The 22730-nt window shown below is 65.2% G+C and carries 10 protein-coding genes; all 10 read left to right on the forward strand.

All coding sequences use genetic code 11. From position 1 onward, the window contains the following. Positions 1-58: 58 nt before the first annotated feature. Genes VAE54_RS03725 through VAE54_RS03770 form a run of 10 tightly spaced genes read left to right on the forward strand, consistent with a single transcriptional unit; the run spans position 59 to position 22718 of the window. Positions 59-1942 (forward strand): glycosyltransferase family 39 protein, encoded by a 1884-nt coding sequence (locus VAE54_RS03725; RefSeq protein ID WP_322800592.1) that lies wholly within the window; start codon positions 59-61, stop codon positions 1940-1942. Next, entirely contained in the window at positions 1942-3807 is a 1866-nt protein-coding gene (locus tag VAE54_RS03730; RefSeq protein ID WP_322800593.1) for a glycosyltransferase family 39 protein, read from the forward strand. Before VAE54_RS03725 ends, VAE54_RS03730 begins: the two co-directional genes overlap by 1 nt. Continuing rightward, positions 3804-6149: a hypothetical protein gene (locus tag VAE54_RS03735; RefSeq protein WP_322800594.1), complete on the forward strand. Its 2346-nt coding sequence runs from the start codon at positions 3804-3806 to the stop codon at positions 6147-6149. Before VAE54_RS03730 ends, VAE54_RS03735 begins: the two co-directional genes overlap by 4 nt. Continuing rightward, entirely contained in the window at positions 6109-8661 is a 2553-nt protein-coding gene (locus VAE54_RS03740; protein WP_322800595.1) for a hypothetical protein, read from the forward strand. The genes VAE54_RS03735 and VAE54_RS03740 overlap by 41 nt, the downstream gene beginning before the upstream one ends. Before the next feature lies 1 nt (position 8662). Next, the gene (locus VAE54_RS03745) at positions 8663-11338 is read left to right on the forward strand and encodes a 6-pyruvoyl-tetrahydropterin synthase-related protein (protein ID WP_322800596.1); all 2676 of its coding nucleotides are present in this window, start codon (positions 8663-8665) and stop codon (positions 11336-11338) included. A gap of 6 nt (positions 11339-11344) precedes the next feature. After that, complete coding sequence (locus VAE54_RS03750) at positions 11345-14050, forward strand: 6-pyruvoyl-tetrahydropterin synthase-related protein (RefSeq protein ID WP_322800597.1); 2706 nt, start codon at positions 11345-11347, stop codon at positions 14048-14050. Beyond that, on the forward strand, positions 14047-16146 hold the full coding sequence (locus VAE54_RS03755; RefSeq protein ID WP_322800598.1) for a hypothetical protein: 2100 nt from the start codon (positions 14047-14049) through the stop codon (positions 16144-16146). Before VAE54_RS03750 ends, VAE54_RS03755 begins: the two co-directional genes overlap by 4 nt. 29 nt (positions 16147-16175) lie before the next feature. After that, positions 16176-18098: a hypothetical protein gene (locus VAE54_RS03760; protein WP_322800599.1), complete on the forward strand. Its 1923-nt coding sequence runs from the start codon at positions 16176-16178 to the stop codon at positions 18096-18098. Next, positions 18088-20430, forward strand: a complete 2343-nt coding sequence (locus VAE54_RS03765) for a glycosyltransferase family 39 protein (protein ID WP_322800600.1) — start codon at positions 18088-18090, stop codon at positions 20428-20430. Before VAE54_RS03760 ends, VAE54_RS03765 begins: the two co-directional genes overlap by 11 nt. Next, complete coding sequence (locus VAE54_RS03770; protein ID WP_322800601.1) at positions 20427-22718, forward strand: YfhO family protein; 2292 nt, start codon at positions 20427-20429, stop codon at positions 22716-22718. Before VAE54_RS03765 ends, VAE54_RS03770 begins: the two co-directional genes overlap by 4 nt. Positions 22719-22730: the final 12 nt, after the last annotated feature.

Here is a 22730-nt window from a genome sequence, read left to right on the forward strand (position 1 = left end):
CAACAACTTTCCAGATCCTCTATGCGGGATGCGCGTCGTGTCCATCTCCCCCCCGAGGATGCCCGTCCGTCCATGGATCCACACCCATCGGCGCGGGGACCTTGTGGCCTTGGCGCTGCTGGGGTTAGGCTGGGGGCTCCGGATCCACGGTTTAACCTACCATAGCATCTGGCTGGATGAAGGAGCAGCGCTCTGGATCGCCCGGCTGCCCCTGGGGGTGCTGCTCGAACGCACCATGGCCTTTCGAGAGGAAGTGAGCCCTCCCCTTTATTTCCTCCTGCTCAAAGGATGGATAGCCCTGGCTGGGGACGGGGATTTCGCGTTGCGTTTTTTCTCGGCCGGGTGGATGCTGATCGGCCTGGCGTTCCTCTTTCCGCTTGGCCGGATCGCCTTCGGTCGAGCGATCGGTCGACTGGCCCTGGCCATGGGTGTGCTCCAGCCCTACCTGGTCTGGTTCTCCCAGGAAGTCCGCGTCTATGGCCTTCTCTTCGCCCTGAGCAGCCTGAGCACGCTGGAGCTGCTGCGGGCGCTTCAACGAAACCGCTGGTCCAGCTGGCTCCGCTATGGCGTGGCCATCGCGGCCGCGTGTTATACCCATCTCACCGCGCTCTGGATGATCACTGCTCATCTGGCGCTGGCCGCATGGGAAGGGAGGCGCCTGGGGTGGCCGCCGCGGTGGCTGCTTGCTCTAACGGTCATCCTGCTTGCTGGATGGCCCCTGGCCCTGCGGGCATGGCTCAGCCAGCAGGGCACCGTGTTCTGGTGGAATCCTCCCCAGCCCCTGGGAGCTGCCGTCCAGCTCCTGATCATCACCTGGACTGTTTACCAGATCCCGCCCGGGTTTCCAGAGGCTGTCCTTTGGATTTACATGGGGGCGGTGCTGCTCATCGGCCTCCTTCGGCTTCGGGGTTTCTCCCCCGTGCGGTGGGGGATCAGCCTGGGGCTCGGATGGGGGCTCTGGTATCTGACGAGCCAGCGGTTCCCCCTCACCTCTCCGCGCTACTGGATGAGCCTCACCCCCATGTTCCTGATCGGGCTGGCGGCCCTCATCGCCTGGGGGAAGCCTTCTGCTCGGAGCCGGGCGTGGATGGTCGCGGCATGGATGGGGTGGGTGGGGATCAGCGTCCCCGGCTTGCGGGAGCTCTGGTCCCCCCGGAGCGCCAAGGAGGATTGGCGTGGAGCGGCCGCATGGATTTCCGCATATGCTGGACCCCGGGACGGAGCGCTCTTCTTTGCGGAATATGTTCGCTTCCCGTTCTTTCATTATTATCGGAAGCCCCTGGATCATCGGGCGTTTGCGCATCCCCTCCCGGATCGCTCCGTCGCCGAGCGGACTTTAAACGACCTGGGCCTGGAGCAATATGAAACCCTCTGGTATATCCGGGCCCACGCGGACTGGGCCGATCCCCAGGACCTGGTGGATCAGGTGCTGCGGTCCCGGTATCCGGTTCGGATGGAAGTTTTCCCGGAGAAGATCCGCATCCGGGCCTACGCGATCCGCTGGCAGCGGGAGGATCTTCCTCCAGGGGCTCGACCCACCTTCCTGTCGTTCCCGGGCGGATGGATCCTGCGAGGGTTCCAGCATGCAGGCTCGGGAGGGGTGCGCCCGCGAGCCTGGGGCGTTTTCCCGCCAACCCGTCAGCTCCATCTCACCCTTTACTGGCAGCGAAGGGCCGCTCATCGCTCCGAGGTTCATCTCCGTGCCGCGCTGATGGATTCCGGGGGGCGCCTCCGCGGGGAGGCGCTTCCCCCTCGGGATGGTCTCCTCCTCCGGCATCCCCCTGCTGAGTGGCCGGTGGGTCCCCTCATTGTGGATGATCGGGACCTGCTCCTTCCGGAGGATCTGCCCCCCGGCCGCTATAGGCTGGCGGTCTGGGTGGAACAGCCTGGAGAGGCCTCCCCATCTCCCCAGATCCTGGACGAGATCGAGGTCCTCCCGTGATGCGAGGCACAGCAGCGGGACATCGCCGGGCGATCCCGGTTGCCGCTCTCGCTCTCCTGGGGGCGGGCTTCTTTCTGCGCGTGTGGCGGATTGCGCTTCCCTCCCTGCGGGGAGATGAAGCCTTCTCGTGGATGATCGCCCGCCAGGATCCCGGGTCGATCCTCCGGTTCATCTGGGAGGCCCGGGAGCCCCATTCTCCGCTGCCCTTTCTCTGGATGAAGGTATGGATAGGATGGGCAGGCGACGGGGAGTTTACGCTGCGCTTCCATTCGTTGTTTCTGACCTTCCTGATCCTCCCGCTGGTGGGCTGGTGGCTTCGATCTCTCGGCCGTGATCGGGCGATCGCCATAGCGGGGATGGCTCTGGCCAGCGTTCACCCCTATCTGATCTGGCAGAGCCAGGACGCCCGGCAATATGGGACATTGGCGTTCTTTGGCGTTGCGGAGCCGGCGGCGCTCCTGCAGGCGCTGCGCACGGGCCGGAAGCGGGACTGGGCGCTCTTCATCCTGATCGGGACGCTGGGCGCCTATTATCATTACAATCTGATCATCCTGTTCGCGCTGCAAGGACTGTGGATCGTCGCTTTCCGGCGTCGCCTTCTCCGGCCATGGGGGATGGCCCAGGGGGCGGTCCTGATGCTCTTCCTCCCCGGGGCGATTCTGGCCGGGCATGCGCTGGCCCCGTATTCAGGGACGGCGCAGCGCGCTCCCGCGCTCCTGGACGGGCTGTATCAGATCGCCCGGGCGTTTACGGTAGGGACGACCGGGGATGGCCTGGCGGCGGCAGCGGCGATCGCCGGCTGGACGCTGGCTGCCGGAATCGGGGCGTGGCGGTCCTTCCGGTCTTCGCTGGAGGAAGGCCTCTGGTTGATTGGGCACCTGGCTGCGCCGATTGCGGCGACCTTCCTGGTGGCCCGGAGCCGATCGGTTTTCGCTCCCCATTATATGATCACCGCCCTTCCCTTCTGGATCCTTCTGGCGGCGATCGGCATGGGAGAGCTCCGGGGAGGGAAGCCGTGGCGCTGGGGGTTCCTGGGCCTGTGCAGCCTGGGGATCGGGCTCGGTTTCGCCCAGAGCCTGGTGCATTATTACGCGGATCCCCGGTATGCCAAGAGCCCTCCGATCCGGGAGCTGACCGCCGAGCTGCATCGGAAGGCCCAGCCCGGGGATTACGCGCTGATTACATTTCCCGATCCGTCGTTCACATATTATCATCGAGACGCCATCCCCTGGGGGATGCTGCCGTCTATACAGCCTTTCCAGCGGGCGGAAACCCTCGCCGCCCTGGAGCGCCTCGCTTTGCAGCACCAGCGGATCTGGCTGATCCCGATCCACCTGCCCATGTGGCCGGGATCCGAGGAGGTCGAGCGCTGGCTGCGCCTGCACGCGGAGCTTCGGGAGGAACAGGCCTTCGGCCCGCTGCGGCTGCTCGCGTTCCGGCCGGAGGCGCGCGCCCTGGCGGAGATGCGTCCAGCAACGGCGCGTTGGGCGGATGGGATCGAGCTGGTGGCCTTCCGGCTCGAGCCTGAAGGCGCTGTGCCCCGGGGCGGAAGGCTGCGCGTCTCGACCGCATGGCGGCGATGGGGAGAGGTTCGGGAGGAGCACAGCGTGTTTGTGCATCTCCTGGATGAGACCGGCCGGCTGATCGCCCAGGACGATCATCCGGTGGGCCGAGGATCCTATCCCTCCGTGGCGTGGTCCGGTGAGGAGATCCTGTTCGAGTATTTCGATTTAAAGATTCCTGAACATGTTGCTCCGGGTCGCTACCGCCTGGTCATCGGGCGATACAACTGGGAGACCCTGATTCGCATCCCGGTGGGGACTTCGGATCACCTCGAGCTCGGGATCGTTGAGGTTGGCCCATGATCACACGACGGGACGTGGGATGGTCGCTGGGGTTGGGGATGCTTGCCTTCGCGGTGTATTTCCTGACCTATTCCGGCTACCCAATCAGCGATGATGAGCGGGCGATGTTCGCCTCTGCCTCGAGCTTTCAGAAGATCGGGCGCTTCACCATCCACCCCCTTTACTATCTGGATGTCAAGCCCGGCAGCGCGAACGTAGGCATGTACGCAGTGTCGGGAGAGATGGTTCCCAATTACGAGCCCCTTCAGATCGTAGCAATGGTTCCCCTGCTCGGGCTGAGCGATCTTCTGGGAACGGGGCGCTTCCAGACGGCCATGCTGCTGGGCCCGATGGTCGCCGCAGCCACGGTCGGCGCGCTCTATCTGATTTTGAGAGGCCTGAACTTCTCCGCCCCGACTGCCACGGCCACCGCGTTGCTGTTCGCCTTTGGGACGATGGCCTGGCCCTACAGCCAGCGGCTGTTCCGGGAACCTCTGGCCGGGTTCTGGCTGTTGCTGGCCTTCGGGGCACCCTTTCTCATCCCCAGGCCGCCTGAAGCGCTCTTCTTCCTGGCTGGGCTGGCTTTCGGAGGGGCGGTGGCGACCAAGCAATCCGCTCTGATCGCCCTTCCGGGCCTCCTCATGGCTCTCTATCCATCTATGCGTTTTCCTTCCCGGCGGATGGCGCTTCAGGCGGGGATGGCCGCGCTGGCTGGCTTCATGATTGTGATGATCCCTGCTCATCTGTATTACCGGACCACTCTGGCTGGCGTTCCGGCGTTCGCCCGTAATGTGGTGGAGTATTCGCGCTCGCCGGAGCTTGTGCTCTCTGAGCCGGAGCAGATGGTCCGTCGAGCCCTGGCCCTGACGGTAAGCCCCGGCAAGGGGGTGCTCATCTATTCGCCAGCCTTGCTGCTGGCCCTGGCGGGGCTCGGGAGGCTCTTTCGAACCTATCCCTTTCTTGCCGGGGGCCTGACGGCCTTCGCTGCCCTTCATCTAATCGGTTACAGCCGTCAGATCATCTGGTGGGGTGGCCTGAGCTGGGGACCGCGATATATGATCCCTCTGATTCCTGGGATGATGCTCGCCGCCGCCCCGGCTGTGGCTCATCTCCTCCGGCCGCCCCGCCGTTGGGGTCTCCCCTTGCTGATCGGTCTCGGGCTGCTGGCCATGCTTCCCCAGCTGGCCGGCGTCCTGGTGGATCCCCGCGTCTTTGAAGGCGAGCTGGATCGCTCCTTATATCATGTGCTGAGGGATTATCCGCAGGCGATGGAGCGCGTGGCCTGGGATCTGGCTTACAACCCGATCCTGGGCCACTGGCGGATGCTGGATGGGGCAGATCCGGCGCCCGCATGGATCCGCAAGGGGCCAGGTTGGCACATCCTCTGGCTTCCGATAGCGATCAGTCTTGGGGCAGGTCTGTGCGCCCTGGGGATCCTCCAGCAGCTCCGACAGGCTTCCGAGACGCTGCCTGGGCGAAACCTCCTTCTGATCGGGGGGCTCAGTGTGGGGGCGTTCCTGGCGGCGGCATGGTCCCTCCACGCGATCGCGGACGATCCCCGCTACGATTTCCACGAGAACGCCCGCTTCCTTCGGCCGATGATTGAGGACCTCAATCGGGAGGCGCAAGCGGGGGACGTGCTGTTGATGACCTATCCGTATTTCGGCGATTACTTCCTGAACTGGCTGCGGGCGCCTGTGGACTGGTATGGGATCTTCTCCGCCGCTTTCCCTCTCCCGGAGCCCCAGCGGATGTTGCTGGACCGCGTCCTCGCCCGGCATCCCCGGGTCTGGCTGATGCGGCCGTGGAATCGCTGGCATGAGCCGGAGCCCGGGATCGAGCGTTATCTGCTGGAGCACGCCTATAAGGTTCGCGAAAACGATTATGAAGACTGGATGAGGTTGATCCTCTACCTGAGCCCTCGAGGGGGGTGGCATATCGTTGGGGGAGGCATCCGCTGGGCCCATGGGCTGGAGTTGAGCGCAGCGGCCATCCAGGGGGAGACGACACCGATCTCCGGGGCGGACAAGCCGATCCTCCACCTGCAAAGGGGGGCTCCTCTGCGCCTGACCCTGATCTGGCAAGCGGTGCGCCCCTCCCCTTCCTCTCGCAAAGTGTTTGTGCACATCGGCCATCCGGATCAGCCGCCCCTGTTGCAACAGGATCGTCTTCCTCAGGATGGGTGGGGACGGATCGAGGAGTGGATGCCGGGCTGGCCTGTTCTGGACCGCTATGGGTTTTTGCTCGATCTACCGCCCGGCCGCTATATCCTGCGCATCGGATTCTACGATGAGAGGACAGGCAGTCGAGAGCCCTCCGATCATGGCGAAGTGGTGGATCTGCTGGACCTCGAGGTTCGCTGAGGTCGCGCGACGCCATGGGCCGCCGATCCTCCTGTTCGCCGCGTTATCGGTCGCGCTGACCTGGCCGGTGGCGCTGACAGCGTCCTCGCATCTTGAGAACGATGGGGATGCCGTGTTGAACGCGTGGACGCTGGGATGGGTGGCGACTCATTTGCGACATCCCGCCCAGCTCCCCCACGCGCCCAATTTTTATCCTTACCCTTACACGCTGTATTTTTCCGAACATCTCATCGGGGCCGCGCTGTTGATCGCGCCGGTGATCGGGCTCACGGGCAACCCGGTGCTGGCCTACAACGTGCTGTTCCTCTCCGCCTTTGTTCTCTCCGCCGGGTCCATGTATGCCCTCGTTTCCTGGATGACGGGGGATCGATCGGCGGCGATGCTGAGCGGAATGCTATTCGCCTCTATGACGCTTCGGTTCGGGCCTTCGCCCCAGCTCCAGGTTTTGCTGAATTTCGGGATCCCACTGGCTCTTCTGTTCTTCCTGCGGGCCCTGCGGACCGGTCGATGTCGAGATGTCGTGGGGTTGGGGGGGGTCTTCGCGCTCCAGTTTCTGATATCGCTCTATCACGGCCTGTTCACAGCGGTGGGTTTAATCAGCGTGGGAGCCGAACAGCTTATGCGCAACCCCCGGGCCCGCCGGGCCGCCCTCTGGGGGAGGATCGCCCTCGCCATGGCCGCCGCGGCCGGGCTTCTGCTTCCGGTCACATGGCCTTACCTGGAGGCGCGCCGCTGGGTGGGAGCGCGGGGGCTGGATCAGCAGGCCCTCTTTGGGGCGCTCAGCTACCTGCTGGTACCCCATGGACATCTTTACGCCGCGCTCCCACCTTTCCGCGAGGTCCACCGGTATGCCCACATTGAGACCCTTTTCCCGGGGGTGGTGCCCCTGGCGCTGGCCGCCTATGGCCTTTGGCGGAGCCGCTCTCCCTGGCGCCGGCCCTTCGCCCTGTTGCTGGCCCTGGGATGGATATTCTCCCTCGGCCCGGCGCTCCGTCTGCGGCTGGAGGATCCGCCGCTGATCCCGGCGATGCCTTATGTTCTCCTCTGGCGCTTCTTCCCGGGCTTTCAGGCCATCCGCGTCCCCGCTCGGATGTTTGTGCTGGCTCAGCTGGGCCTGGCCGGGCTGGCCGGCCTTGGCTGGCACGCGTGGCACCCCCGGCGGATCCCTCGAGCCGGGGGGGTTCTCGCCGTGCTGGCCCTGGCGACCCTGGAAGCCTATCGGGGTCCCTTCCCCCGGTATCCGGCGCCGCAGCCCTTGCCGGATCTGGACCGGCACCTCGCCAGCCATCGCCCGACAAGCCCCTTTATCGAGCTTCCCACTCTCCGAACCCTGGACGTGCTGTCCGATGCCGAGACCATGCGCCGGTTGACCCATGCCCAGTTTGCCACCCTGTATCGAGGGCAACCGACGCCCATTGGCTACAGCGGGTTCTTTCCTCCCCTGTTCTGGGAGGTGGCGGATCGTCTCCTGGTCTTCCCATCCCGTGAGAGCCTGGCTTTTTTGGAAGATCTGGGTGTACGGGCCATCCTGGTTCGAACCGATGGCTGGGCTCCGGGGGAGCGGGAGGCCCTGGAGGCCCGCTGGGCGCTGTTCCGGGATTCCTTTGAGAGGGAGGCGGAAACGCCCGCCGGGACGCTCTACTGGATTCGGGAGCGCCCGCGGTCCACGGTCGGGGAAATCGACGTCACCGGCGTGCCCGTGGGGGATCGGATCTGGATCTTCCTGAATCTCCCACGGGGCGCGTGGCCCTGGCGGATCTCGATCACGCCCGGTCGCTATCGACTGGAGATCACCCCGCTGAACCGCGCGAGCGTCCCTCCCTCTTATGTCCTGGAGGGGGCTCTCCCCCGCGTTCTGCCGTTCTACCTGGAGAAGTTGCCCATCGGGGTTCTCCCCCTGCCCGCAGACATCCAGGCGTTCAAAGTGGAGGGCTGGGTGGAAGGAGGGGACAGCGGGCGGCTGGAGCTTCCCCCGGCCCGGCGGATCCTCCTCCGGCGTGTGGTCTTCCTGGAGGAACCTTTATCCGCCCTTCCAGCTACCTATCGCATGCCCATGATCGAATTCCAGAACGGCATCGTCCTGGGGGTGATCGCCCTGAGTGGAGAGGCCTTCTGTCCGGGCGAGGCCCTTGAGTTCACCATGCTCTGGAACGTGAGGGATGTGCAGGCCTTCCAGGCTCAGGAGCGCGTGCCGGTGGTGTTTCTCCACCTTCACGATCGAGGGGGCCGAATGGTGGGGGGTCGGGATCTGCCCCTCGATTTCGGAATCAAATCCTTCCGCGAGTGGGGACCGGGAGAGGTGATCGCTCAAGGATATCGGGTGACTCTTCCGCTCGATCTGCCTCCTGGCCCGGCCTCCATGGTGATTGGGCTCTACCCGCTGGGCCAGCCGGAGCCAGGGAGCCGCTGGCCGATCCGATCGGCCCGCGCGCCGCTCTGGGAGCATGCCGCGGCGGTAGGGGCAACCATCGAGATCCTTCCGAGTCCATGTCGGATCCCGGAGGGGCGCTGAGATGGTGCGGGAGCGGGGCTTCTGGCTGATGATGCTGGGCCTCCTGATGCTGGTGGAGCCGATGATCCGTCCTGGCCTGCCGCCCACTGAGGATGGGGTGATCCACGCCTATCGGGTTCTGGAGATGGATCGCCTCTGGCGGGTCGGGGTTTTTTACTCCCGCTGGGCGCCGGATCTGGCCTTCGGCCTGGGCACGCCGCTCTTTCACTTCCTTGGGCCGCTCTTCCCATGGCTGGGAGCCCTGGGGAGGTGGATAGGGCTTCCGCTGGAGCTCAGCATCAAGATCCCCCTTGCCGGGCTGTTGTTGCTGGGGAGCGCAGGGGTCTACGGGCTGGCGCGTCTTTGGGGCCTTTCGGAGCCGGCCAGCCTCATAGCGGGTCTCGCCTTCGCCAGCGCTCCCTTTCGGGTGCGGGAGCTCTACGGGCAGGGCGACTACCCCCAGTATCTGGCGACCAGTCTGCTGCCGTGGGCCCTGTTCGCCCTCCACCGTGTGCTGCGGGGAGGAAGGGGGGGCTGGCGCTTCGCTGCCGCATGGACGATCGCATGGCTTCCTTTAAGCCATAACATCAGCGCGCTCTTGAGCGTCCCGATCCTTCTCGGATACAGCTTGCTGGTCATCGGGGTGGAGGGGATGTCATGGCGTCGTATCCTCCGCATCCTGCATGTTCTGGCAATCGGCGCCGGCCTGGCCGCTTTCTTCGTGTTGCCGGCTCTGGCTGACCGTTCCCTCGTGCATCTGGATCGATTGCTCCAGGGGGAGTATGACTTCCGGAAACATTTCGTAGATCTGGGGACGCTGCTCTCCATGCCGCCCCTTCGGGATGATCGGCTGGGGAATCGACGGCTGATCCTGACCCTGGGACTCCATCAGGTGCTCCTCTCGCTGCCGGCCTGGTGGGGACTGGTCCGGTCGGATCAACGACGGGGGCTGACCCTCGGTTGCGCGGGGGGGCTGGCGGGGATGATCGCGATGATGCTTCCCGTCTCCCGGCCCGTATGGGAAGCGATCCCCCTGCTGGCCTATGCGGAGTTCCCATGGCGATGGCTCGGGATCGCCGCGCTTCCCCTGGCGCTGCTGGTTGGCCTGGCTGTGGACGCCATGCCCCCTCGCTGGCGAGGCGGGGCTGCTCTCCTCTTCTCTATGCTTCTGATCGCTGGAAGCCTGGGGCTGCTCTACAACGGAGGCACGCCGGTTCGTCTGATTCGGCCGACCCTGGCCGATCTCCACGCTTACGAGCGCCGGCATCGCTATCCCGGCCTGACCAGTGTGGGAGAGCTCTTCCCGCGATGGGTGCAGGGCGAGATCGAAGGCTCCTCCCTGGAGGCCGCTTATCTGGAAGGCCGAGAGCCGATCCGGCTGGATCGGAGCAGTTTGCCGCCGGGCGCGGACGTCCGTGTCCTCCATTTGGGCGCGCTGGATCAGCGCTATCAGGTGGCGCTCCCGGTGGGGGTCGATCTCCGGTTTGAGGTCCTGGCGTTCCCTGGATGGACGGTGCGGATGGACGGGCGGCCGGCCGTTACATGGGCGGAGGCGGGAACCGGGAGATTGCGGGCCGAGATCCCCCCGGGGTCCCATGAGATTCGCCTCCGGTTTGAGCCGCTGCTCCACTGGCGGCTCCTGGAGCTGTTCTCCGCCGGGTTCGCGGCATTGGGCATCTGGCGGTGGGTGTTCCCACCGGGCGGGAGGATCCTTCGGCGTATTCCTTCAATCCTCCGCCGGGCCATGGCTCTTCCCGCATCCGCGGGGGCAGGCTGGCGTTCATGGTCGGTGGGCCAGCGTGCGATGGCCGCTCTCTTCATCGTCAGCCTCATCAGCCAGGCCCCCTATCGACTCTGGAACGCCACCCGCGCGCCGTTGGATCGGCCTCCCGGGCCGGCTGCCTATGTGCAGGCGGATTACGGAAGCCAGATCCGCCTGGTGGGATATCGTCTGGAACCTTCCCACGTGCCGCCGGGCGGGGAAGCACGGCTGATCCTGTGGTGGCGTCCCCTCCGGTTCATGGAAACTCAATACAGCGTGTATGTCCACGCGTATCCGGCCAGCGGAGAGCCCCGTCTGGCTTTCCAGAGCGATCACATGCATCCAGCGGACGTGCCCACGAACGCCTGGGATGTGGAACGAATCTATATGGATGGCCATCTCCTGCGCGTGCCCTCGGAGATCCCGCCCGGGCTCTACCGGATCCGAGTGGGCCTGTATGAGCGGCTCCACCCAGAGAGCCGATTGCGGATCGATGGCTCGGGGGAAGATGGATTCGACCTCCCGACGCCCCTGGTGGTCGCCCGCCCCATCCCCATGCTGCCGCAGCCCATCTCCTTTGGGGGAAAGATCCGCCTGGTCGGCGTGGAGCTTCCCTCCCGTTTAGCGCCGGGGGCGCCATGGACCCTGTGGCTGGCCTTCGAAGCCGTGTCCCCTATGGAAGCGGACTACACGCTTTTCGTGCATGTCGTCGATGAGAAAGGAGTGCAGAAGAGTCAGCGAGATCTCTGGCAACCCACCTCGCGCTGGCCGGGGGGAGTGAGCATCCCCATCGCTGTGGAGCTGGACGGCCCCCCTCATCCGGGCCGTTACTTCCTGCGGATCGGGTGGTATAAATGGCCGGAGATGATCCATCTGGCTCCCGAGTTCATGGCGGAGACCTTCTATCTTTACCCGGTGCCGATCGAGGTGAGGTGAGAACGAATGCGAGGGCTCTGGCGAGAACGAGGTCTCTGGCTGATGGGGATCGGGATGGTGCCGGTTTGCGGACCGCTGCTGTGGGCCGGCTTCCCCCCCTCCCATGATGGCGTGCTGCACGTATATCGGGTCCTGGAGATGGATCGCATGTGGCGCGCGGGGGTGTTCTATCCCCGCTGGGCCCCCGATTTGGTGTCCGGGTTGGGTTACCCGCTGTTTCATTTTCTTGGGCCGCTGTTCCCCTGGCTGGGCGCGCTGGGGATGCGGCTGGGGCTCGACCTGGAGAGCAGTGTGAAGCTCGCCCTGGCCCTTCTGGTGGGGTTGGGGGGCACCGGGGTTTACCGGCTGGCCCGCCGATGGGGGATTCACGAGGTGGGAGCCATGATCGCTGGGCTGGCTTACGTTTACGCCCCGTTCCGGGTCCGCGAGCTTTACTGGCAGGGGGACTTCCCGCAGTATCTGGCGCTGAGTTTGCTCCCCTGGGCCATGGGTGCCTTCCATGGATATCTGCAGGAGGGGGGATGGGCCCAGCGCTGGAAAGCAGGGGTGGCCTATAGCCTGCTCCTGCTCAGCCACAACATCACCGCCATGCTGGGCACGATCGCCCTTCTCGGCTACGGCGTTCTGGTCTGGGCGGCAGAGCGCCCCCCGCGCCGGCGGTTATGGGGAGCCCTGTGGGCCCTCGGGCTGGGAGTGGGGCTGGCCGCGTTCTTCGTGGTTCCGGCCCTGCTCGATCGGCCGCTGGTTCACCTGGATCGCCTGCTCCAGGGCCACTTTGATTTCCGAAAGCACTTCCTCGGGTTGGATCGCTTGCTCTCCTTTGTGCCCATGCAGGATCAGAGCATGGGCAATCCCCAGGAGGTGCTGACCCTGGGCGCCCATCAGGTCCTGCTGGCCGCTGCTGCTCTTCTCGGCTGGGGAGGATGGACCCGCCCTCAGCGGATCCTGGCAGCAGGTGCCTGGCTGGGGCTGATTGGGATGATCGGGCTCATGACGGCGCCCGCCCGTCCGCTATGGGAGCATTTGCCGTTGCTGGCCTACTCGGAGTTCCCGTGGCGCTGGCTGGGCATCGCCGGGCTCCCCACCGCCTTGCTGATCGGATTGGGGATGGAAGGGTTGCGGCGATCCGGATGGCGGGCCATGGGAGCGGCCGTCGCCGGGCTGGCCCTGATGTTGGGCGTTGCGCCGCTGCTGTATCCCTTCGGTCGGTTCACGGTTCTCCGCCAGGCCACCCTGGCGGATTTGCAGGCCTTCGATCGGGCAGCGGGCCTGATCGGCCTCACCAGTGTGGGCGAGCTCCTGCCTCGCACGGTGCTCGCTCGGGAGATCCCACCCTCTCCCCTGGAAGAGGCTTACCGTCGGGGCGAGGAGCCGGTTCGCCTGGATTCCGCCTCGCTTCCCTCCGGCGCGACGGCCCGTCCGCTCTCCCTGGGCCCGCTGGATCAGCGTTTCTGGGTCGATCTTCCGGTGGGCGCCACGTTGCGGTTCTGGGTCTTTGCGTTCCCAGGCTGGCAGGTTCAGGTGGATGGGCGTCCGGTTTCCGTGGGGGCAGTTGGGGAGCTGGGTCTGCTCCATGCCGCCGTCCCTGTTGGAAGCCATGAAATCCGGTTGTGTTTTTGCGGTCGATGGGACTGGCGGTTGCTGGAGCTGTTCTCGCTGGGACTTGGGCTGGCCGGCTTCGGCCAGTGGTGGACTCGCCGTGTTCGTTCCCGGCCGCAAGCGGTAGCGGGGATCTCTCCCCATCCTCTCTCCCAGAGGGAGTGGATGGCCCTGGCCGCTTTCTGGGCTCTGATCCTGGGCGTGAAGTTTCTCTATGTGGATCCTCACACCCGCTGGTTTCGTCCGCGATCCGATCCGGATCATCCCCCGGGCATGCGCGAGCGGGCGGATGTCGACTTCGGCGGCCGCATTCGTCTGCTGGGCTATGCGGCCTCTCCCCCCGCGTGGGTGATCGAACCGGGAGAGCGCCTGATCCTCACCCTGTGGTGGCGCGGGCTGCAGGAGATGAACACACAATACAGCGTTTACGTGCATGGGCTGGAAGCCCTCCCGCCCCACCGGTTGCGGTTCCAGAGCGATCACATGCATCCGGGGGACATGCCCACGACGGCATCCCCGTGGCGGGAGGAGCGTTATATTCGGGATGTCCACGTCATTCGGATCCCAGCGGATCTCTCCCCCGGGCCTTATCGGTTGAAGGTGGGATTATATGAGAGAGATCACCCCGAGCAAACCCTTTCGGTGGATGGCTCTGGGGAAAACGGATATATGCTCCCGCATATCCTGCTGGTCAACCGGCCGATGCCGCCCGCCGCCCGCCTGCCGGAGCCGATCTCCTTTGGAGGGGCTCTCCGCCTGGTCGGCGCGGAGCTCCCGACGAAGATCCCCCGGGGCCAGCCGTGGCGGCTCTGGTTTTACTGGGAGGCGGAGCGTCCAATCGATCGCTCCTATACGCTCTTCGTTCATCGAACGGATGAAAGCGGGGCGGTTCGAGGGCAGCGGGATGCTCCGCCCTATTCTGGCGCGTTCGAAACCTCCCGCTGGCCCCCGGGAATCATCATCGCCATCCCGGTTGAGCTGGAAGGGATCGATCAGGTGGGATGGTATCATCTCCGAATCGGCTGGTATGAATGGCCCTCGCTGACGCATCTGAACCTCCCTTCCGGGGAGACCGCCTATATCCTTCCCCGTCCGATCGAGGTGAGCCCGTGAAGCGGCGCGCCTTCCTCCAGGACGGAACCATCGCCCTGGCCTACGCCCTCTGGTCCATCTTGCTGACCGCTCCGCTCGTCTTTCGAATGGCGGACGCCCTTCCTCAGGACCTGGGGGATCCCCTGCTGAATACGTGGATCCTGGCCTGGGAGACCCGGGCACTGGTGGACCGTCCCGGAGCGTTCTTCGACGCACCGATCTTTTATCCGCATCGCGGGACACTGGCGTATTCTGAGCCCCTGCTGGGGATCCTGCCCTTTGCCTTCTCCTTCATGCTGGGAACGGGGATCCCGGCCCTGGGTTACAATATGGCTTTCCTTTTCTCTTTCTGGATCGCCGCGATGGGGATGGCGCGGCTGGTGCGGGCGTGGGGCGGAGGCCGTCGGGCGGCGTTTGTCGCCGGGTGGCTGTTCGCCGCCGCCCCCTATCGCTTCGCCCACCTGATGCATCTGCAGCTGCTCTACGCCGGATGGATCCCGATGGCCATGGCCGCGCTGATCCGATACCTGCGGCGGCCCACGTGGCGGCGGGCGTTCGACCTGTTGCTTTCTCTCCTTCTGATGACGCTCTCCAGCTGGCATCTGGCGGTGTTCGGCGGCATCGCCCTCGTCCTCCTGGGCCTCTGGGGTCTGCGGGAGCAGCATCTCCTCCGGCCGGCCCTGAAAAAGATGGCCCTCGTGATCCTCTTGGGGGGTCTTATCATCGGGAGTATCGCCGTGCCTTACTTCCGGGTGGCCCCCGAGCTGGCCCGCCATCGGGATCTGCGGCTGGCCCAGGAGTTCGCCGCATGGCCCATCGACGGGCTGGCCGCCGCTCCGATCCTGCGGATCCTGGGGCCGCTCACAGCTCCTTTCCGCATCCCTGGACATACCACCCACGAGGTGCAGCTGTATCCGGGCCTGGCTCCCCTCGTGATGGCCGCCATCGCCCTTCGAGCGTCATCGCGCGGGTGGGCGCGCGCCCTCCAGCGGATGGCGTGGGTGTGCATGGGGTTAGGCGCAGCGATGGCCCTGGGCCCGCGCTGGACCATAGGCCCGATCATCCTTCCAGGCCTTTACGCCGGCGTGGCTACCCTGTTCCCCGGCATCACGCTGATCCGAGCCATCGCACGCTGGTTCCTGCTGGCGTTGATCGGCCTGCACGGGCTGGCCGGGATCGGCCTTGCAGAGGCGTTTCGATCTTTCCGGAGGCGTGCCATACCCTTTGCCCTCGGGATGCTCGGCCTGGGCGCCCTGGAGGCCTGGGCGGTCCCCCTCCCGCTGGCGCCTCTTCCCCGGCCGTCGGCGCTGCCGCCGGTCTACCGCTGGCTGGCCCAGCAGCCCGGGGCGTTCGCTGTCGTGGAGCTGCCCGTCTTCCTCCCTCTGGATGCCGGTGAAACGATGCGTATGTATGCCGCGCTGGTCCACGGCAAGCCTCTGATCATCGCCTACAGCGGATATATCCCACCGGACATCCGGGAGCTGCGGGAGCGGTTGCGAACCTTCCCGGGTCGAGAAGCCCGGGAAGCGCTTGCCGCCCTGCGCGCCGTCGGCGTGCGCTACGTGCTGGTGGACGAGAGCAAGTCGGAGCTTCAGGGATTCTCCACCGCAGGGATTTGCGAGGTGTCTCGAGATCCGCGCTTCATGCCGGTGATCCGCATGGAGCCCTACTGGGTGTTCGAGCTCATCGAGCCGTCCCGGAAGTGGGGGGATCCCCCTGCGTTGCGTTCGATCCGTATTCCCTTCGGGGGGGTGGCCGCCTTGCGGGGCTATGGGGTCCGCTGGCTTTCGGAAACGGAAGCGGAGGTCTGGCTCGAGTGGGAAGCGGGCATGCAACCGGCCGGCAGCTATTCGATCACTGTGCAGGCTTTTGACAGCAAGAAAGAAAAAATCGCTCAGCATGATGGACCGCCTCTTCATGGCGGGTATCCTTTTCTCTGCTGGCAGCCCGGGGAGCGGATCATGGATGTTCGAAGGCTATCGGCCGGGGGATTAAGGCAGGCGCGGTGGCTGGGTATCGGGATCTACGAGTGGCCTTCCCTGAAGCACCTGCCGGTTCCGCGCGAGACAGATCGGATCGGCGATCTCGTCCTTTTGCCCCTCTCGGAAGGGCCGTGATCCCCTCTCAGGGAATGGGGAGGTGGACGATGGGGCGCTGGCGGACAGTTGGGCTGATCCTGATGCTGGCCTTCGGCGCCCGGATCATAGGTCTGCCGGCCCTCCGACACAATTACGATCACTCGTTCCCCATTGCTCAGGCCGCCCTGGGGTGGGAGCGTGGGCTCTGGTCTATGGTGGGACAGCGATCCACCCTGGGGTTCCCGGCCTCACCGATGAGCAGCTGGCTGATCGCCCCAGTCCTGGGGATCGGCGCAGGGCCATGGCTTCCGCATTTCATGGCCGTGGCGCTGGATGTGCTGGCCATCGCCCTGGTGTATCGAATCGCGCGGGCCGCGGCGCCTGCGTGGCTGGCTCGTCTCGCGGCGACCCTCGCCGCCTTTTCCCCATGGCACATCTACTTTGCCCGGGGCACCTGGCTGCCTGCCTGGTTTCCATTTTTCGTCGCACTCGCCCTCTTCAGCTGGAGCCCTTTTCTGGCTCGGGGGAGATCTCCCTCGCCGGCCCGCATCGGCATGGGTTGGGTCGGGATCACACTGGCCGCCCTGGTACACCCGGTCGGGCTTCTTCTGATCCCGCCGGCGTTGCTTTCCGTCTGGTGGATGCCCGGGGGAGGCCGGTTGCAGCGTCTGGGCGCTGCTTGCATGCTGATCGTCGTTCTGATGTATGGGATCACCGCATGGCGGGCCTGGGAGGGCCCTCGATCCCTCCGCCTGCCCTCCCGGTTTTGGCCGTGGCAGGAGGTGGCCTTCGCCCATGCCATGCGGATGGTTTCCGGAAAGGATTTCGCCGAGGTCTGGATGGGAGCCTTTTCCCCCTATGATAGACTACTCGTCCGTCTCTCCCGCATCATCGCGCTGGGGATCGAGCTCTCGATCGCCCTCGCCGTGGCGGAGTCCGTGGCGCGGGGGATCCGGCAGCGAAACGGGCATGGGTTGTTGCTCTCCATCTGGTGGGGCTTCCCGGCCCTCTGGCTGGCTTTCCCATGGCCGTATCCCATTCATATTCACTATCTGGCTCCTACGATGCCGGTGGGGGCCCTGCTGGCCATCTGGCCCTGGAGGAAACTGCCTCCCGAATCCTGGAAACGCTATCCGATCGAAGCATGGGCCTGGGGGGCTGCCCTGGTCTGGGTCATCATCTTATTCGCCGCGGATCGAAACGCCCGGATGCATCCGTGGACGGGCAATGTGGAGGAGCTGCCGCTCTCGGAATCCGCCGTCCTGGCCCAGCGTTTGATCCGCTGGCTGGAGAGAGACCACCGGGTTCAGGTGGTGCTTCCCTCCGACTGTGCGGAGACTACCCCGACTTGGCTGATGGGCCTGGTTGGACGCGCCATCGACGTTCGTTGCGGGTTCCACCCTGAGCGCCTGGCCTTCGCCCACACACGCCATCCCACCCTGATGCTTCTGTATGGTCGGGGAAGGCCGCCTGCCTTGAAGCCGCTGCGGCGGGATCCTGCATGGGTTCGCTGGATGCCGGATGGCGCATGGCTGGCGCTTTACGAGGTCCTCCCGGAGGAGATCCGCCCCTCCCGCTGGGTGGATGTCTCCACCGATCTGGGCTGGCGGCTTCTGGGATACGATTTGGAAGAAAACGGCGATCGTCTGACGGTCACCACTTACTGGCAGATCGAAAGGATCCCTTCGGATCCCATGCGATGGGCATGGCATTACCAGCCGTTTCACCACCTGTTGGATCCAGAGGAACACCAGCTGCAAAATCCCAGCGGCTGGGGAGTGCCGGGTTACCTGTGGCGGATCGGTGACATCTATATCGATCGCACCGAGCTGGCCTTCCCGAGGGGCGCCGCTCGCTGCCCGCTTCGCCTGGAGCTGGGATTGTTTGATCCCAATCGCAGCGTGCGGGCGCGGTTTCTCCTGCCGGCGGGTGACGTCGAGACCCTCGTTCTCAAGCGATGGGATGAAGGGGGACCATGCCGTGAAAGGTGAGCGGGTGGCTGTTCTTCTCCTGGTGCTGGGGATGAGCGCCCTGGCCTGGCGCAATGTCCATCGGCCCTCCATCTGGTTCGATGAGGGATGGAGCTGGTGGGTGGCCCGCATGTCCATAGAGGAAGGGCTCAGACAGGCGGCCCGTGATCGCCATCCTCCTCTTCGTCCGCTGCTCGATCATCTATGGATCCGTATGGCCGGGGAGACGGAGCTGGCCCTGCGCTGGCCTTCCGGTGCATTCGCTCTGCTGACCCTTGCGCTAACGTGGCGGATGTATCGTCTGGTCTGGAGGGAATCCCCTGGCGGATCGGCTGCCGCGGGCCTCCTCCTGCTCTCTCCTCTGTGGATCGAGCAGGCGCGACAGGCCCGGATGTATACGCAGGCCGCCTTCCTGGCCCTTTCTTCCTGGTGGGCGATGGAGCGATGGTTGCGTCATCCGAGCGCATGGCGTTCGTGGGTCCTGTGGGCCTCCGTAAGCCAGGCTTTTTTGTTTACCCATTACTACGCCGTGTTCTTCCTGGCGATCGAGGTTCTGATCCTGCTATGGGCATGTGAACGGGGCGAGCGATGGAGGATCTTTCTGGCGATCGGGTTCTGGGGAATCCTCATGGGAGCCTGGATGGCTTTTGGCGGGGTATCCACAGGACTTTTCCTGCCCCAGGAAACCGATCTGGCGGAGCATCCTTTGCAAGGCCTCCAGACCCTCCTCCAGGCGCTTCGATCCCTGCTGGATGCTTACCTGCCGATCTCCTCTCCTACAGGGGCGGCGCTAACGCTGGCCCTGTGGATCATCGGGGCGCGCCCCGTTGGGAACCCTGCGGCTCAGCGCTGGGCCGCATTGGCTTTCGGAAGCACAGCCATTGCCGTGATCGCAATGGCGGGCATTCGAAGCAATCTCCTGAACTTCGCCCCTCGCCATGTTCTTTACGGTCTTCCTCTCGCCGCCATGGGCGTCGGGCGAGGCCTCCAGCTCCTCACGAAGTGGGGTGGGGCCCGATGTCCCTCATGGATGCGAACCGCTGTGGGGAATGGATGGGTGCCCGTGCTGATCATTTTCTCCGTATGCTGGATCAAAGAGCGAGATCGCCTGTGGAGCGCATCCGGAGAGGGAATCGGGCCGGAGAGGGAAGCGGTTCGCCTGGTCAGCGCGCATGGCCATCGTGAGGACATCCTCTTCACCCTGCGGGGTCACTATGGGATCCGGTATTACTGGACCCGCCAGCGGCCCTCCCTGGCTCTCGTCGATGGACCCCAGAACCCCGTTCTGGATGAGGAGACGGTGGCGGCCTGGCTCCAATTCCCGGACCTTCCGTGCGAAGGGGATCGGAATCTGTGGATCATCGCATGGCAGGAGGATATTGTCGATCCGCTGTCGCTTTTCCCCCGCTGGCTCCTCTGGAATGGATTCGAGGAAGAGCGAATCGGCCTGGAGGGCCTGCGCCTCTATCGCTACCACGTTCCGTGCCGCATGCAGCCCCCACCGCTTCCTGTGCTGGAGCTCTCCATTGACTTCGCGCCGGGCATCCGTTTGCAGAGCGTTCAAATCTGGCCCCCTCATCGGCCCGACCGCATCCTGCGGATCACCACCGTCTGGCAGCGCACCGCTCCGATCCGGGAGCCGGTGAAGATTTTTCACCACCTCTATGATGAGTCCGGCCGATTGATGGCTCAGGAGGATGCGTTGCTCGCCCGCGGCTTCTATCCGGCCGCCCGCTGGCCTGCCCATGTCCCGATCACGTTCTTTGTCGGAATCCCTATGCCCGCCGGGCCGATCTCCGGCCTTCACCATATATCCATCGGTCTGTATAATCCGGAAACGATGGTTCGCTATCCCCTTGTCGGCGGGGCGGATGCCACCACCGCGCTCGGCGTGGCCACGCTGGATCCGCAGGCCGTTAACGGGCAGTGGGAGGCCATCCCCGTTCCGGATGGAGCGATCTGGCGCGATGGCATCGCCCTGTCTAACGTGTGGCTGGATCCTGGAAGGCAAGCGCGCCGTGGGACATCCCTTCACGTGTTGACGGAATGGATTCGAAGAGGGAGGCATGCGCAGGAACGGGCAGCGCCGGTTGTAACTTTTGTGCACCTCTGGGACGCGGAGGGCCGTCTGATTGCCCAGGACGATCATCCTCTTCTGAGGGGGCGCGATCCATCATCGCAATGGGAGCCGTGGAAGTCTGTCTGGGATCGCTTCGATCTTCCCATCCCGGAGGCTGTGAAACCTGGCCGTTACCGGCTGGTCGTCGGCCGTTATGAGTGGCCATCGGCGCAGCGGATTGGCGTTGGGGGTCAGGATCACCTGGAGATTGCGACCGTCGAGGTTCTGCCATGAGCGCGCTTATGAACATCTGGCGAAGATGGGGGACGCGTCGCGGGGACTCCCGCTGGCCCTGGATGGCCGTGTTTCCCGCCCTGCTTTGGATCACCATCCTCTGGTGGTGGTTCGTGTGGCGATATCTGACCCCCGTGCCCGCCGATCGCCTGATGCTGGCCCTGGGGGATTTCACCCATACTTACTACGTGTTCCGAGATCTGGCCTACCGGGCCCTCCGGGCCGGCGAGTTTCCCTTTCGGGCCCTCTGCCTCTTCAGCGGCTATCCCTACCAGGCCTATCCGCAGTCGGCTCTCTTCTATCCCGGGACCTGGCTGACCTTGCTGCTCTCCATGGCATCCGGAACCTCTCATGCCTCCCTCGATGGATTTCATCTGGAATCCCTGATCCATCTGTGGATCGCGGGGGCAATGGCCTATCTCCTGTTCACGCGCGAAACCGGAAGCCGGTGGGGCGGCCTGATGGGGGCGATCGCGTTCGCCTTCGGCGGCTACATGACCGGTTACCCGATCTTACAGGTCTCGATCGTCCAGACGTCCGCCTGGACCCCCCTGTTCCTGCTGGGGCTGCGGGAGCTGGCGGAGGGCCGAAGGATCGCCGGCGCCCTTGCGGCCGGTGGGGCTGGCCTTTTCATCCTGCTGATCGGCCATCCCCAGATGATGCTCTATAGCGTCCTGTTGGGCATCGCCTATTTCACCTTTTGCCTCTCATCCGCCGAGCGTTCCCCGCGCTGGAAGCCTGCTCTGCAGGCTGTCTGGATCGGGGCGCTGACGCTCGGCACCGCGGCGATCCAGCTTTTCCCCACCCTGGAATACTACCAGCACTCGAACCGGGTGCGCCTCCCTTTCCCGGAGTCAGGCAGCGGCTTTCCCATCCAGGATATCCTTCAGTTCTTCCAGCCCGGCATGGTGAGCCACTGGCAGCCCCTCTACGCGGGCCTGCTCCCTCTGACTTTGGTTCTTCCCGCCCTGGCGCGGGGTGGACGGCGCGCGCGCTTCTGGGCCGGGATCGCGCTGATCGGCCTTTTCCTCTCCTTCGGGGCGAACTTCCCCCTCTATGAGGCCTTCTTCCAGCTGGTGCCCTTCTACGCCACGACCCGCAGCCAGGAACGGCACGCCCTCTGGGTCTCTCTGGCCCTCGCCGCTCTGAGCGCCCATGGACTGGCGGCCCTGCTGCGAGGCCTTCCCCGCCGCCATCGCTGGATCCTCTCCATCGGGGTCCGCCTGAGCGGGGCGATGGCGCTGGCCTTCGCCCTCAGCCTGCCGGTGGTCACTTTCCTGGCCCGCCAGGGCATCGATCCCAGCGATCACCGGCGTCTGCCCCAGGAGGTGGGCCTGAGCCTCCTGTTCGCCCTGGGGACATGGGGGTGGTGGCAGGCCCGGGCCCGAGGCTGGCGGAGCCGGCATGGGCTGGCCCTGACCGCTCTAGGGCTGGTCAGCATGAACCTTGCTGCCTTCAACCGCTATCTGGATGCCGTGCCTCCGGCCCCAATCTATCCGGATCATCCGGCCGCCGTCTGGATGGCCCAGGATCCCCATCGTCCGTTTCGGTTCTTCGACGAATATCGGCTGCCAGACCACTACGGATGCTGGGTGGGGGAAGAGGATATCCGGGGGGCGACCTCCATCCATCCAGAACCGTATTTCAGTTTTCTGAAGCAAACCCCAGAACCGATGCAGTGGTGGCTCCTGGGCGTGCGGTATGTGATCACCTGGGGACGGGAGCTGCCAGACATGCGAGCCCTGGGGCGCACCGCCACATTGCTTCAGGAGATCCCTCAAGGGAACGAGGTCACCCGGATCTACCGGCTGGATCCCCCTCTTCCCTGGGGCTGGGTCGTGCGCTCGGTTCGTCCGGCGAAAACCGTGGAGGAGATGCTGGCCGTGCTCCGGGATCCCACGTTTCGTCCGGCGGAGGAAGCGGTGATCCTGGGCTCTATCGAGCCGCAGGGGAAGGCGGAGGCGGAAGAGGCGTCAGGGCCCGATGACATCCGTCTCCTGCAGCGCACCGCGACGGAGGTGCGCTATCAGGTGCGCCTGAGCCGCGCAGGGTGGTTGATCACCCGCGACCCCTGGTATCCGGGATGGACGGTGGTTGTCAATGGCCGCCCATCCCCGCTGCTCCGCGCGGACGGGGTGTTGATGGCCGTGCGCCTCCCCGCCGGCGAAAGCGAGGTGATCTTCCGATTCCGGCCGGTCTCTTTCTACATCGGGGCGGCGATCAGCAGCCTCACATTGCTCCTGCTGTGGCCGCTCACGTTGTGGTGGATCTCCCGCCAGGCCGGGTAAGCTGTCCCCGGC

The sequence above is a fragment of the Thermoflexus sp. genome, assembly GCF_034432235.1.
Classification (GTDB): domain Bacteria; phylum Chloroflexota; class Anaerolineae; order Thermoflexales; family Thermoflexaceae; genus Thermoflexus.

Bases quoted from the DNA above. Each gene is read 5' to 3' on its own strand.
- VAE54_RS03725 (WP_322800592.1), top strand. From the start codon at position 59: ATGCCCGTCCGTCCATGGATCCACACCCATCGGCGCGGGGACCTTGTG.
- VAE54_RS03730 (WP_322800593.1), top strand. From the start codon at position 1,942: ATGCGAGGCACAGCAGCGGGACATCGCCGGGCGATCCCGGTTGCCGCT.
- VAE54_RS03735 (WP_322800594.1), top strand. From the start codon at position 3,804: ATGATCACACGACGGGACGTGGGATGGTCGCTGGGGTTGGGGATGCTT.
- VAE54_RS03740 (WP_322800595.1), top strand. From the start codon at position 6,109: ATGGCGAAGTGGTGGATCTGCTGGACCTCGAGGTTCGCTGAGGTCGCG.
- VAE54_RS03745 (WP_322800596.1), top strand. From the start codon at position 8,663: ATGGTGCGGGAGCGGGGCTTCTGGCTGATGATGCTGGGCCTCCTGATG.
- VAE54_RS03750 (WP_322800597.1), top strand. From the start codon at position 11,345: ATGCGAGGGCTCTGGCGAGAACGAGGTCTCTGGCTGATGGGGATCGGG.
- VAE54_RS03760 (WP_322800599.1), top strand. From the start codon at position 16,176: ATGGGGCGCTGGCGGACAGTTGGGCTGATCCTGATGCTGGCCTTCGGC.
- VAE54_RS03770 (WP_322800601.1), top strand. From the start codon at position 20,427: ATGAGCGCGCTTATGAACATCTGGCGAAGATGGGGGACGCGTCGCGGG.